At 70.6% G+C, this 13,448-nt stretch carries 10 protein-coding genes; 7 read left to right on the top strand and 3 right to left on the bottom strand.

All coding sequences use genetic code 11. The features are described 5' to 3' along the window. Positions 1-79: 79 nt before the first annotated feature. Positions 80-1,540 carry an MFS transporter gene (locus ACIGO6_RS10565; protein WP_399874122.1) on the top strand — a complete coding sequence of 487 codons (1,461 nt, stop codon included), beginning with the start codon at positions 80-82 and terminating at the stop codon, positions 1,538-1,540. On the opposite strand, the gene ACIGO6_RS10560 is transcribed toward ACIGO6_RS10565, so the two are convergent. After that, entirely contained in the window at positions 1,507-2,103 is a 597-nt protein-coding gene (locus ACIGO6_RS10560) for a TetR/AcrR family transcriptional regulator (RefSeq protein ID WP_399874119.1), read from the bottom strand. The two genes, ACIGO6_RS10565 and ACIGO6_RS10560, sit on opposite strands and share 34 nt — an antisense overlap. Before the next feature lie 161 nt (positions 2,104-2,264). Here ACIGO6_RS10560 and ACIGO6_RS10555 point away from each other — a divergent pair, with 161 nt between their 5' ends. The 6 genes from ACIGO6_RS10555 (at position 2,265) to ACIGO6_RS10530 (ending at position 11,434) form a co-directional block, all read left to right on the top strand. Then, complete coding sequence (locus tag ACIGO6_RS10555; RefSeq protein WP_399874116.1) at positions 2,265-3,830, top strand: class I adenylate-forming enzyme family protein; 1,566 nt, start codon at positions 2,265-2,267, stop codon at positions 3,828-3,830. Between the two features lie 22 nt (positions 3,831-3,852). After that, on the top strand, positions 3,853-5,046 hold the full coding sequence (locus ACIGO6_RS10550; RefSeq protein ID WP_399874114.1) for an acyl-CoA dehydrogenase family protein: 1,194 nt from the start codon (positions 3,853-3,855) through the stop codon (positions 5,044-5,046). A gap of 154 nt (positions 5,047-5,200) precedes the next feature. After that, positions 5,201-5,608 (top strand): hypothetical protein, encoded by a 408-nt coding sequence (locus tag ACIGO6_RS10545; RefSeq protein WP_399874882.1) that lies wholly within the window; start codon positions 5,201-5,203, stop codon positions 5,606-5,608. Then, on the top strand, positions 5,605-6,261 hold the full coding sequence (locus ACIGO6_RS10540; protein ID WP_399874111.1) for a hypothetical protein: 657 nt from the start codon (positions 5,605-5,607) through the stop codon (positions 6,259-6,261). The genes ACIGO6_RS10545 and ACIGO6_RS10540 overlap by 4 nt, the downstream gene beginning before the upstream one ends. A gap of 2 nt (positions 6,262-6,263) precedes the next feature. Beyond that, complete coding sequence (locus tag ACIGO6_RS10535) at positions 6,264-10,973, top strand: putative T7SS-secreted protein (RefSeq protein WP_399874108.1); 4,710 nt, start codon at positions 6,264-6,266, stop codon at positions 10,971-10,973. Then, positions 10,970-11,434 (top strand): barstar family protein, encoded by a 465-nt coding sequence (locus tag ACIGO6_RS10530; RefSeq protein ID WP_399874105.1) that lies wholly within the window; start codon positions 10,970-10,972, stop codon positions 11,432-11,434. The genes ACIGO6_RS10535 and ACIGO6_RS10530 overlap by 4 nt, the downstream gene beginning before the upstream one ends. 20 nt (positions 11,435-11,454) lie before the next feature. Here the strand turns inward: ACIGO6_RS10530 and ACIGO6_RS10525 are convergent, their stop codons facing one another. Beyond that, complete coding sequence (locus ACIGO6_RS10525) at positions 11,455-12,135, bottom strand: hypothetical protein (RefSeq protein ID WP_399874102.1); 681 nt, start codon at positions 12,133-12,135, stop codon at positions 11,455-11,457. A 241-nt stretch (positions 12,136-12,376) separates the two neighbouring features. Continuing rightward, on the bottom strand, positions 12,377-13,447 hold the full coding sequence (locus tag ACIGO6_RS10520; protein ID WP_399874099.1) for a peptidase C39 family protein: 1,071 nt from the start codon (positions 13,445-13,447) through the stop codon (positions 12,377-12,379). Position 13,448: the final 1 nt, after the last annotated feature.

Here is a 13,448-nt window from a genome sequence, read left to right as displayed (position 1 = left end):
GTCCTGCCTTGTCACGTCCGCGCCGCGGACGCGCCCGCCGCCGCACCCTCCCCCTCTCCCCTGAGCCGCAGGAGTGCCCATGGCCGAACCGTCCTCGTCCGCGCCGCCCCGGGAGACCGCCGTCGCGTCCTCCCGCCCCAAGGAGTCCGGCGGGCGGCACGCATGGCTGATCGCCGCGATGATCGTGACGTTCATGCTGGTCAACTACGCCGACAAGTCCGTGCTGGGGCTGGCGGCCGTGCCGATCATGGACGAGCTCGGCATCAGCAACAGCACGTACGGGCTGATCTCCAGCTCGTACGCGCTGCTGTTCAGCCTTTCGGGGCTGATCGTCTCCGCACGGATCTCCAGCCGGGTGCTGCTGTTCACCATGGCCGTGCTGTGGGCGGTGGCCCAACTGCCCGTGCTGTTCGTGGCGTCGGTGCCGGCACTGGTCGCGGGACGGGTGCTGCTCGGGGCGGCCGAGGGGCCCGCCGCGTCGATGTCCATGCACGCGCTGTACAAGTGGTTCCCGGCAGACCGGCGGGGGCTTCCCTCGGCGCTGCAGATCGGGGGCGCGGCGCTGGGCACGCTGGTGGCGGCGCCGGTCGTGACAGGGCTGATCACCGCCTTCGGCTGGCGGTCCGCGTTCCTGGTCCTCACCGTGGTCAGCCTGGTGTGGGCGCTGGTGTGGTGGCGGGTGGGACACGACGGCCCGTACGGCGAGACGGGGACGGCGGTCTCAGCGGCGGGCGGCCGGCGGCTGCCGTACCGGAGCCTGCTGCTCAACGGCACGGTGCTGGGCAGCATCGCCGGGGCGTTCGGCGCTTCCTGGGCCCTGTCGCTGAGCCACGCCTGGCTGCCCGCCTACCTGCGGGAGGAGCTCGGCATGACGCCGGGCGAAGGGGCCACGCTGATCAGCGTGATCTCGGCGTTCAGCCTGGCGCTGCTGCTCTCGGTGCCGCCACTGCTGGACGCGCTGCGCCGGCGGGGGGTGTCGGACCGCCGGTCGACCGGCGTCCCGCAGGGGGTGGCGGTGGCGACGGCGGCCCTGGCCATGACCGCGTTGCCGTTCGTCGAGGCACAGGGCGCCCATCTGGTGCTGCTCGCCGTGGCCTTCGGCGGCCACGCCATCGTCTTTCCGCTGCACTACATGACCGCGTCGGCCGTCGTCCCGCCGCTCCAGCGGGGCGCGGTGTTCGGCATCGTCGCGGCGACGGGCACCCTGCCGGGGCTGATCGCGCCGTTCGTGACCGGACACCTGCTGGACTCGGCCGCCTCGGAGAGCGCCGGGTACAGCCAGGCCTTCCTGTTGACCGGTGCCGTGATGCTGGCGTGCGGGCTGATCGCGCTGCTGACGATCCGGCCGGAAAGGGACGCACGGCGGCTGGGGCTGAACACGGGGCGGCCGGGCCAGGGCCCGCGACAGCCGGGCGCGGCCACAGGAAACCCGGACGCAGACCCCCGACAGCCGGGCGCGGCCACAGGACACCCGGACGCAGACCCCCGACAGCCGGGCCCCGGCTCTCAGGCCGACGGTTCGAAGCCGCTCGCCCAGTAACGTCCCCGCATCGCCAGGTCCAGCAGCATGCGCACGACCTCCTCCGCCGGCAGGGACGGGGCGTCCTGTTCCACCCACCAGCGCAGTACGGCGACCTGCTCCCCCACCCACACCCGGGCCAGCAGCTCGGGGTCGATGCGCGCCCTGACGGCGTTGCGCTCCGCGCGGGCCCGGAACTCCTCGGCCGTGGCCCGCGCGCACGCGTCCACGAACATCTGCAGCGGCTTGCCGTCCCCCTCGCCCCGCAGCACGATCCGGTACAGATCGCGCTCCTCGCGCGCGTGCCGCAGCATCTCCAGCACCGGCTTGCCGGTGAAGCCGACCGCGCTGTCGGCGACGGCCGGGGCCAGCCGCTCGCCGAGCTCGGCCAGCAGATCCGCGGTCACCCGGGCGAACAGGTCCTCCTTGTCCCGGAAGTGGGCGTAGAAGGTCGCCCGGGCCACGTCCGCCCGCTCGGTGATGTCCTCCACGGTCAACGCGGTGAAACCGCGCTCCAGGACCAGTTCCACCAGAGCCGCCCCCAGGGCTCGCCGTGACCGTCTCGTCCGCCTGTCCTCGCCCATCGGCCCCTCCTCGCTCGTCCCGCCCGGTGCGTGACCAGTGTAGGAGATACTTGACGCCACCCCCTTTACTGAACACTCTGTATGGAAACGATCGACCCGACTGCCCAGTAGCTGCAGTCGCCGATTACTACATCCCTGTCATCACCCGAGATGAGGTCCCCATGAACCTCGGCACCTACCTGTCCCGCAGCGCCCGCCACTGGCCCGAGGCCCCGGCGCTCGTGTGCGGAAACCGCTCCTGGACCTTCGCCGAACTCGACCGCGCGACCGACCGTCTGGCCGCCGCCCTGGCCGCCCGCGGTCTGCGCCCCGGTGACGCCGTGGCCTCGCTCGCCTGGAACCGCGGCGAGCTGGTCGAGGTGGAGTTCGCCCTGTACAAGGCCGGGTTGACGCGCGCCCCGATCAACGCCCGGCTCGGGCGCGGCGAGATCGCGCACATCCTGCGCTACGCCCCCGTCCGCGCCCTCGTCTTCGACGCGGCGCACCGCGAGGACGCCCTTGCCGCGATCGCCTCGGCCGGCACCGACTGCCTGCCCGTCCCGCTGGACGAGGGAGACGGGGGAGTCGAGGACGGTGTCCCGTACGGCACCCTGCTGGCCGCGGGTGCGGAGACCCCGTTCCGCGTCGAGGTGGACGAATCGCAGCCCTGTGTCCTGAACTTCACCTCCGGCTCCACAGGCGCGCTGAAGGCCGCGGTGCAGACGGTCGGCAACCGCCTCGCCAACATGCGCAAGCTGCTGATGGCCGACGAGTCCCGCCCTCGCCCCGGCACCCGCTACCTCGCCGTCGGCCCCATCACCCACGCCACCGGAATGGGCCTGCTGGCCGGGGTGTTCGGCGGCTCCACGACCTACGTCCTGCCCACCTGGAGCCCCGAGGGCTTCCTGGAGACGGTCGAGAAGGAGCGCATCACGGCCACCTTCCTGGTGCCCGCCATGGTGAACATGCTCCTCGCCCACCCCGCCGCCGGGCGCTACGACCTCTCCTCCCTGACGAGCGTCCGCGTCGGCGGCGCGCCCATCTCGCCCCAGCGCCTGCGGGAAGCCGTGGAGTTCTTCGGCCCGGTCGTCGCCCAGGGGTACGGCCTCGGCGAGACGACCAGTGTGGTCGCGGCCCTGAGCAGCGAGGAGATCGCCCGTGCGGTGAAGGAGGACCCCGAGCTGCTCCAGTCGTGCGGGCGGGCCGCGTACGACACGGAGATACGCGTCGTCGACGAGGCGGGCCGGGAACGGGGACCCCGCGAGGTCGGTGAGGTCATCGTGCGCGGCCCCGACTGCGTGCGCGAGTACTGGAAGGAACCCGGCCTGTCCGCGGAGACGTTCCGCGACGGCTGGGTGCACACCGGGGACCTCGCCTGGATGCGGGAGGACGGTTATCTGTTCCTCGTCGACCGCAAGAAGGACATGATCATCTCGGGTGGCTTCAACATCTACTGCACCGAGGTCGAGGCCGCCCTCTACGAGCACCCCGCCGTCCAGGAGGCGTGTGTCGTCGGTGTCCCCGACGAACAGTGGGGCGAGGCGGTGAAGGCGGTCGTCGTACGACACCCGGACGCGACCGTCACCGCCGACGACCTGATCGCCTTCTGCGTCGACCGGCTCGACCGCTTCAAGAAGCCCCGCTCCGTCGACTTCGTGACCGAGCTGCCCCACAACCGCAACGGCAAGCTCGACCGCAAGGCCGTACGCGAGCCGTTCTGGGCGAACGCCGCCCGCCGCGTCAACTGACACCTCGTACCACGGAGCCACGGTGACCTTCTCCCTTCGCCCCACCTACGCCGACCCGCACACCGCCGAACTGGTGGACCGCCTGCGCGACTACCTCGACGGCGAACTCGCCGACCACGAACGCGAGCACGGCCTCACCCCCACCACCCGCCTCACCCGCGCGGACCTCGAACCGGTCTGGCGCCGCAGCCGCGAACTCGGCTTCTACGGCATCCACCTGCCCGAGGAGTACGGAGGACGGAACCTCACGTACTCCCAACTGGCCGCCCTGAAGGAGGAGATCGGCGCCAGCGGCCGCGTCCTCGCGCACAGCGTGCTCGGCGACATGGGCGGCCCGCTGCGCGCCGGCGACATCCTCAAGCACGCCACCCCGCACCAGTTGGACACCTACCTGCTGCCGCTGATCCGCGGCGAACGTGCCTGCTGCTTCTCCCTCACCGAGACCGACGCGGGCTCCGACGTCCGTTCCATGCGCACGGTCGCCGTGCGTGACGGCGACGGCTACCGGCTGACCGGGCACAAGGTGTTCTCCTCCGCCGGGCCCTTCGCCGACTTCGCGATCGTCGTGGCGCGCATGGCCGGCACCGGCGAACAGGAGGGCGACAAGCCGCAGTTCTCCGCCTTCCTGGTCGACCTGGACAGCCCCGGCTGCCGGGTCGAGGACGGTGCGACGCCGATGTCCGGCGAGCACATCGAGAGCGACATCGTCCTGGACGACTGCCACGTCCCCGCCGCCAACCTCCTCGGCGAGGAGGGCAAGGGCATGCGCATCGCGCTCGGCCGGGTCACCACCAACCGCCTGCTGCACTGCCCGACCGTGCTCGGCGCCACCCGCCGCGCCGTCCAGCTGACCCTGGACCGCACCCGCACCCGCCAGGTCGCCGGCCAACCCCTGCTCATGCTCCAGGCCATCCAGCACAAGGTCGCCGACATGGCCACCGAGCTCTACGCCGCGCGCTCCATGACCTACGCCGCTCTGGCCGCTCTGGACGAGGGGCGCGAGGTGCACGCCGAGGCGTTCATGTGCAAGCTGTTCGTCGCCGAGTCCGCCTTCCGCATCCTCGACGAGGCCGTGCAGATCCACGGCAAGGAAGGGCTCACCCAGGGCAACGAGATCGAGTACCTCTTCCGCAAGATCCGCATGTTCCGCGTCCTCACCGGCACGTCCGAGATCCAGCGCAACGGCATCGCCAAGCTCCTGGCCTTCCACCACTGACGGCGCGGGCCTTCTCATGGCCCCGCGTTCGCAAACGCCGCCTCCTCGTGGCATCGACCGCGCGAGGCCCCGGTGTGGCCCCAGGAGAACCGCTGGGACCTTCCGAAGCGTCTGATCTACGGTGCCACCAGTGACCGAGGACGAGGGAGGGTCCGTGGAGCAGCCCAGGACGGCATTGACCCAGCGCATTGCCGAGCGGAGAGCGGGGGTCGGCGACCCTCGGGCGCTGGTGGGTGAGATGAGGCGCTCGATCCTGCTGGTGCCGACGTCCGACGGGGGCCTGTGGTCGGCCCGTTCGGGTGGGGTCCGGTGGATCTGCGGCTTCACGGACGAGACGGCGCTGGCCCAGTTCTGCCTGCACCATGCGCCCGGCGGGCAGTCGCTGGAGTACGCCGCGCTGCTGGGCGCCCGGATCGTCGACGAGATCGTGCCGTCGTTGGGTGAGCCGGCGGGGCTGGCGGTGGACATCGCGACGGAGGACGGCTCGATGTTCTTTCCTCCGGTGGTCGGCATCGTGCCGGACCGGACTGCCGTCGACGCGGGCCAGGGGGTGCGGGCATGAGCGGGGGCGGGCCGGACCTGCAGTTCGACAAGGCCGCGGTCGCAAAGTTCACCAAGGGGCTCGGCGGCACGATCGACCAGCTCGGGGAGATCGGTGACCCCACGGGCTCGGTGATGGGCAAGGGCTTCTCCGAGCTGGCGATGACCGGTATGGAGGCCGGGCACCACGGCCTGTCGACGGATTTCGAGGACCTCTGCGAGCGCTGGGAGTGGGGCGTGCGGGCCCTGGTCCATGATGCGAGCGAGATCGCCAACCGTCTGGGTCTGGCCGCGGGCACGCAGTGGGAGCACGACCAGTACGTCGAGGGCGCGCTGAAGGTCGGCGTGAACTCGGTGATGGGCGGAAATCCGCACGCGTCCGAGGAGGAGATCACCCAGCAGGACTGGGGTGATGTGTTCACGCCGGACTACCTGAACCCGGACTGGAGCGCGCAGTCGTTCGAGCAGGCGGGGCAGGACATCTCGCAGACGTGGAAGGACACCGGCCGCACCGTTCTGACGGAGGGTGAGGGCGGGCGCCGGGCAGAGATGCTCAACGAGGCGCTCGGTGTCTCCGACGACCAGTGGAACCAGGCGTTGGACGACACGTTCGGTCCGTCGCCGGAGGAACGTGCAGAGCAGCAGGCGCAGCAGCGTGAGCCCGGGGGGAACTGAGCGTGGGTATCGGCGGCTTCATCAGCGACATCACGCCGGACTCGGTGGAGAACGCGGTCGAGGACGGTGTCGAGTGGGTCGGCAACCGGGTCGAGGATGCCGGTAACTGGACGGCGAACCGGCTGGACGACGTGGGCTGGGAGTCCGGTGCGGACTGGGTGCGGGAGCAGTCCCGGTCGGTGGCGAACCGGATGGGTGCCGAGGTCGACGAGATGGATCTCGGGCAGACCGAGGACAAGACGAAGCTGGTCTACGGCAGCGCGTCGAAGATCCGGACGACCGCTGAGCGGCTGCGGGGTTTCCAGTCGTCGTTCGACAGTGTGGGGGAAGGCCTGAAGGGGCTGGACTCCTCGGAGTTGAAGGGCGAGGCCGCCGAGGCGCTGCGCAAGGCGGTGCGGACCCAGCCACCGAAGTGGTTCAAGGGCGCGGACGCCTGCGAGGAGGCGGCGGCGGCCCTGGCGTCGTTCGCCGGGACCGTGGAGTGGGCCCAGGGGCAGGCGCAGACGGCGATCGACAAGTGGAAGGAGGGCGTCAAGGCGTCGGAGGAGGCGGCGGACGCCCACCGCAAGAAGATCGACGACTACAACAAGGCGGTGGAGCGGTACAACGCGCAGGCCCCGGACAAGCGGGACCCGTCCACGCTGCCGCCCTGTCCGGCGCCGACGTTCGACGATCCGGGCAAGAAGCTGATGCAGGAGGCGCAGGAGCTGCTGACGGAGGCGCGCAAGCAGCGCAACACCGCGGCGGAGACGGCCCGCAGCGCGGTCCGCGCGGCGCGTGACAAGGCGCCGGAGAAGCCGTCGTACGCCGAGCAGCTCGGTGACGGTCTGCAGGAGCTGCAGATCATCGGCGACCATGTCGGCGGCGGCATCATCAAGGGCACGGCGGGGCTGCTGAACTTCGTCCGCAGCGTCAACCCCCTGGACCCGTACAACCTGACGCACCCCGCGGAGTACGCGACGTCGCTCAACAGTCTGGCGGCGGGGCTGGTGGTCGCGGCCAACGACCCGGTCGGCACGGGCAAGCAGATGGTCAGCGACTTCATGAAGGACCCGGCCGAGGGGTTCGGCCGGTTGATCCCGGATCTCGCGCTGACGGCCGCGACCGGGGGCGGCGGCGCCGCGGTCAAGGGCGTGCGGATCGCCGCGGACGCCGCCGACGCCGCCCGGGTGCGCAAGCTGGTCGACGACGCTCCGGAGGGCACGCACAACCGTCCCGACGGCGAGCGCACCACGGACGGCACGGACCCGGTGGACCTGGCGTCGGGGCGGATGTTCCTGCCCCAGACCGACGTGCGGATCCCGGGCATCCTGCCGCTGGCGTTCACCCGCCGCACCGAGTCGGGCTGCACAGCGGGCCGGTTCCTCGGCGTGTCCTGGACCTCTACGGTGGACGAGCGGCTGCAGATCGACCCGGTGGGCGTCGTCCACGTCACCGCCGACGGCCTGCTGATCACGTACCCGCATCCGGTGCCCGGCGCCCCGACACGCCCCGAGTCGGGAAGGGCGCGGACGCTGCTCGCGCGTGACGCCGACGGCGACTACACGGTCGACGACCCCGACACCGGCCTGGTCCGGCGTTTCACCGCTCCGCCCGGCAGTGAGCCCGGCTGCGACGGAACCGCCTGGCTGACATCCGTCACCGATCGCAACGGCCACACGATCACCGTCGACCGCGCCGACGACGGTCTCCCACTGGCCCTGGTCCACTCGGCGGGCCGCGAGGTGAAGCTGACCACCGCCGACGGCCGGATCACCGCCTTGTCCCTGACCGGCGCGGGCAAGGACGGCACGGACCTGCTCCTGATGCGCTACGGCTACCAGGACGGCAATCTGACCACCGTCACCAAGCCCTCCGGCGCCACCACCACGTTCGTCTACGACGACCGCCGCCGCGTCACCGCCTGGATCGACTCCAACAACAGCCGCTACGACTACGCCTACGACGACCACGACCGCGTGATCGCCGAAGGCGGCGAAGCAGGCCACGTCCAGATCACCCTGACCTATACCGAACCCGCCCCCGAAACCGGCCACCGCACCACCACCCTCACCACCGCCGAGGGACACTCCACCCGGCACCTCATCGGCGTCGGCGGCCGCGTCCTGGCCACCACCGACCCCCTCGGCCACACCACCCGCTTCACCTACGACACCCACGGCAACCTCCTGACCCGTACGGACCCACTCGGTCGCACCACCGTCTACGCCTACGACGAGGACGGCTGGCTCGTCGCGGTCACTCGGCCCGACGGCACTGAATCGCGCATCGTGCGCGGCCCGCTCGGACTGCCGGTGGAGTTCCACGAGCCGGACGGCACGCGCCGCACCCAGGAATTCGACGAGCGCGGCAACCGCATCAGGGCCACCGACGCGGCCGGCCACGCCACCTGCTACGCCTACGACGACGCCGGCCGACTCGTCTCCGTCACCGACTCCCTCGGCGCGACGACCCAGGTGGTCTGCGACGCCGCGGGCCTGCCGGTGGAGGTCACCGACCCGGCCGGCGGCACCACCCGAGTGGGTCGCGATGCTCTGGACAGACTCGTCAGCACGGTCGATCCTCTGGGAAAGGTCACCCGTCTCACCTGGAACGCCGACGGGCAACTCGCCCGCCGTACCGCCCCGGACGGCGCCAGCGAGTCGTGGACCTACGACGGTGAGGGCAACTGCCTGACCCACACCTCCCCGGCCGGAGGAGTGACCCGGTTCGAGTACACCCACTTCGACCTGCTCGCTGCCCGCACCGAGCCGGACGGCGCCCGATACGCGTTCGAGTACGACACCGCCCTGCGCCTCACCCGTGTCACCAACCCGCAAGGTCTGAGCTGGAGCTACCGGTACGACGCGATCGGCCGCCTGGTCTCGGAAACCGACTTCGACGGACGCACCGTCGGCTATCGCCATGACGCCGCGGGTCAGTTGACCAGGCGGATCGACCCGCGCGGTGACATCGTCTCCTTCACTTACGACGAGCTGGGCCGTGTCACCCGCAAGGACGCCGCCGGACGGGCAACCAGCTACGCCTATGACCCGGCCGGGCGCCTCCTGCAGGCATCCGGCCCGGACGGCGACCTGGTCCGGCAGTACGACCGACGCGGTCTGCTCAAGACGGAGCTCGTCGACGGCCGCGCCACCACCTTTCGTTACGACGCCGTGGGCCGTCGCGTGGGACGTGTCACCCCCACCGGCCATGTCACCACGTACACCCATGACGCGGCCGGTCGCCCGGGCCTCCTCACCACGGGTGGTCATCAGGTCACGTTCACCCATGACGCGGCAGGCCGTGAACTGTCCCGCGTCTTCGGCTCCCTCACCGTCACCTCGGCCTGGGACGAAGCGGGGCGTCTGTCGGCCGAGCACCTGACCGCCGACGGACGCATGCTCAACAGCCGCAGCTACACCTACCGCGCGGACGGCCACCTCTCCGCGGTCTCCGACCGGTTGTCGGGCACCCGCACCTTCGGCCTCGATCCGGTCGGCCGCGTCACCGCGGTGACCGCCGACGACTGGAGCGAGCGGTACGCCTACGACGCGAGCGGCAATCAGGTCTCCGCCTCCTGGCCGGCCTCCCATCCCGGCCAGGAGGCCAAGGGAGCCCGGACGTACGACGGCACTTCCCTCACCCGCGCCGGAGGTGTGCGCTTCGAACACGATGCGCTCGGCCGCGTGACCCTGCGCCAGAAGATCCGCCTCTCCCGCAAACCCGACACCTGGCGCTACGAGTGGGACGCCGAGGACCGCCTCACCTCCGTCCTCACTCCCGACGGCACCCGCTGGCGCTACCGCTACGACCCCTTGGGCCGCCGCACCGCCAAGCAACGCCTGGCCTCCGACGGCGAGACAGTCGTCGAGGACGTCCGCTTCACCTGGGACGGCACCACCCTGTGCGAGCAGGTCACGGCGTCGCAGGACATGCCCCACCCCGTGGCGCTCACCTGGGACCACCGCGGCCTGACCCCTCTGTCCCAAACGGAACGTATCCTCACCGCGGATGCCCGCCAGGAAGAGATCGACCGGCGCTTCTTCGCCATCGTCACCGACCTCGTCGGCGCCCCCACCGAACTGGTCGACGAGTCCGGCGACATCACCTGGCGCACCCGCAGCACGCTCTGGGGCACCACGGCCTGGTCCCGGGACAGCAGCGCCTACACTCCTCTGCGCTTCCCCGGTCAGTACTACGACCCCGAAACCGGCCTCCACTACAACTACTTCCGCCACTACGACCCCGAGACCGGCCGCTACACGGCTCCGGACCCCCTCGGCCTCACACCCGCGCCCAACCCGGTCACCTACGTCGACAACCCCCACACGGGCGCCGACCCACTGGGTCTCTCGCCGAACTACCAAGTGGGCCAGACGCTGGGCGACACGTCAAAGCTGAGCGGGTGGATCCCCACAAAGGTTCCGGCGGAGTCCGAGGCGGTCCTCCGCGACATCCGGGAGTTCGGTGTGGAGGCCCAGGGCGCGGGTCCCCAACGCATGGGCCCATCCGTCCCCCAGCCATTCGAGAACAGCGGGAGGAACGGCGCCTACAAACTTCCCGAATTCGACAGCCAGGGGAATTCGATCCGGTACACGGAATGGGGCACCGTACAGTCGATCGACAACCCCAAATGGGGCGGCGAGAGGATCGTGACCGGGTCCGACGGATCGGCGTACTACACTCCGACCCATTATCAGACGTACATCGTGATGGAGACCGGTCGATGAGCAACGCCACCTGGTGGGAACGGCACGAGGAAGAAGTCCGTGTCATCCCGGACGATTCCACGCTCCCCGTTGCTCGCGCCCTGCCTCCCACCGGACTGATCCACTCGGCCCGGATGCGAGGACAGGAAATGCGCGATTCCGACGGGGTGTTCACTCAGTTCTACGAGGCGCTGCGCCTCCCGGACTACTTCGGCTGGAACTGGAATGCTCTGCGGGACTGCCTGACCGATCTGCACTGGATCAGCGCCAAGCACTTCCTCCTCACCATCGACGACGCCGACGCCGTGCTTTCCGAGAGTACCGAGGAACGCGAAATCCTCTTTCGCGCCCTGAACGACGCCGTGAAGTTCTGGGCGGGAAAGCCCGACCTTCCGGGCGAGGAGAAGATCACCTTCCAGGCCGTACTGCTGTGCCCACCCGACGTTCAGGAGCAGGTCGTCCGCGAAATCAGGACCAACTGAGACCCCACGTACACCGGCGGCTACGCGGGATCGAGCACGGGCCGCTCGGGGAGCCCGCCGTTCTTCTCGCAGCCAAGTTCCTTGGCCATGGCCAGTGAGAAGGAGTGGGCCACGGTCGCGTAGGCGTCCTTCAACGCCTCGACGTCGCCCTCGGGCTCTGTCGGCATGCCCCAGCGCTCGACGCGGATGGCGACGAGAGCCTCATTCATCCTGTTGGGGAATGCGTCGCTCCGGCACGCGAACAGGACCGACGCCCTGTTCGCCGCCGCCAGAGTCTCCTCCCCCATCTTCAGCACGGTGAAATCCGGGGCCGGGGTTCCCGTCGAGTTGCCGTCATCCAGCCCCCAGGTGACTCGGATCGCGAAATCCTGCGTACCGTCGGCCGTGTAGATGCGGCAGATGTCGTCGCGCCCGTCGGTGGGAGGCGGAAACGCCGCGACGAGATCCGTCGCTGCCTGCGCGACGGTGGACTTCTCCCCCGTCGTCCCGAACCGCGACGACCCCGTGATCACCTTCAGCGCCTTGGACGCCTGGGCGGACACGGCGTCGCCACCGCACAGTTGCGTCCCCGCGATGTCCTTGTCGGCCGCCTGCTCGTCTCCGTCCCCACTGCAACCGGTGGCCCCGAGACACAACGAGCCGGCCACGGCGGTGGCAAGGAGTCCCCCGCGCACCGGCCCACGACTGGTCACTATCCGCATCCTCACGTGTCCTCGCCCGCCGACCTCAGCCGGTCTCCGGGCGGTTGCCCTGCTGGTTCTCCCGGTCGTTGCCGACCCCGTAACCGACTATCATCACGCGCCCACACGACGGCCGGTAGTTGCCTCCCGAATACCGGACGACAACGATCGGTCAGGGCCTTCGGTGCAACACCCCGCGCGAGAGCGGCGAGGACAGCGAGGGGCCGGGCTCAGTGCCGGACGTGTACGGGCGGTCGTGAGGTCAGTCAGCCGCACTCGCGATGGTCACGGCGCCGCGGAAGTCGTCCGGTGGGTGGGTGGACATCGTGTCGAGCGCGGTGTCCGGGACGGGCAGCAGGTGGGCGTCGAGCCAGGTGTCCCCCGTCGCCGTGTTGGCCCATGGATCGTCGATCACGAGGGCGCCCGGCACGGCGCCGTGGCAGAGCACCCAGTGCGGTACGTCGAACCCCAGCATCGCGTCGAGCGAGATGAGGAGCAGTACGTGTTCCCGGCGTTCGACCGCGGCGCGGATCGCGGTCATGGGGAGGTGGTCCGGGTCGACCGGGACGCCGGTCCGCTCCGCCTCCGTGCGCGAGGTCCGCTGGAGGATCGCGCGCCATTCCTGTTCGTGTTCCGGCAGGTGGCCGAGGAGGACGGGCTTGTCGGTGTCGAGGTGGACCGTGACGGGGGACGACGGCCAGGCCCGGCGTACGGCGACGCCCAGTCCGACGGGTTCGCAGGCCGGGAAGTTGGTCGCGTCGCGCCACAGCGACAGCTCCGCGCGGCGGTCGAGTGCCTCCCGGGACACCTTGCCGGCATGTGCCCGGGCGACGAGGGCGGTGACGGCACCGCAGGTGAAGTGGGTGGTCTGGCCGTAGTACGGGGGCGGGGTCGGTGTCCCGTCGTCCAACCAGAGCACGTATCCCGTGATGGGTCCCGCCGTCTCCTCCCCCTGCGCGAGCCCCTGACCGAGCGGCGGGCGCAGTGCGGTGAAGCCCGCTGCGGCGGCGTCCTCGGGACTCGCCGTCCAGCCTTCCCACTTGACCTGCGCCAGGCCCTGGCGGCGGGCATGGTCGACGACCGCGGCGACGACCGCCCGTACGTCACCGACGGCATCGACGATCTTCAGGTAGGCCGTCCGCGGACGCGCCGTCACGAGCGCGGCGGCGGTCCACTCCCTGCCGTCGTCCCCCACGACGGCCACGATGTGCGGGTGGTGCGCCGAGCGGTCGACCGTGTGCCAGCGCTCCGGCACCTCGTGCCGGCCGACCGTCGTACCGGCCTCGAACGGTACGACGACGCTCGTGACCGGCGTCTCCTGCTGGGTCGGCATC

This window comes from Streptomyces sp. NPDC053750 (genome assembly GCF_044544295.1).
Lineage (GTDB): Bacteria > Actinomycetota > Actinomycetes > Streptomycetales > Streptomycetaceae > Streptomyces.
Note: the sequence above shows the minus strand (reverse complement) of the source record. Positions and strands in the feature narration are given on the sequence as shown.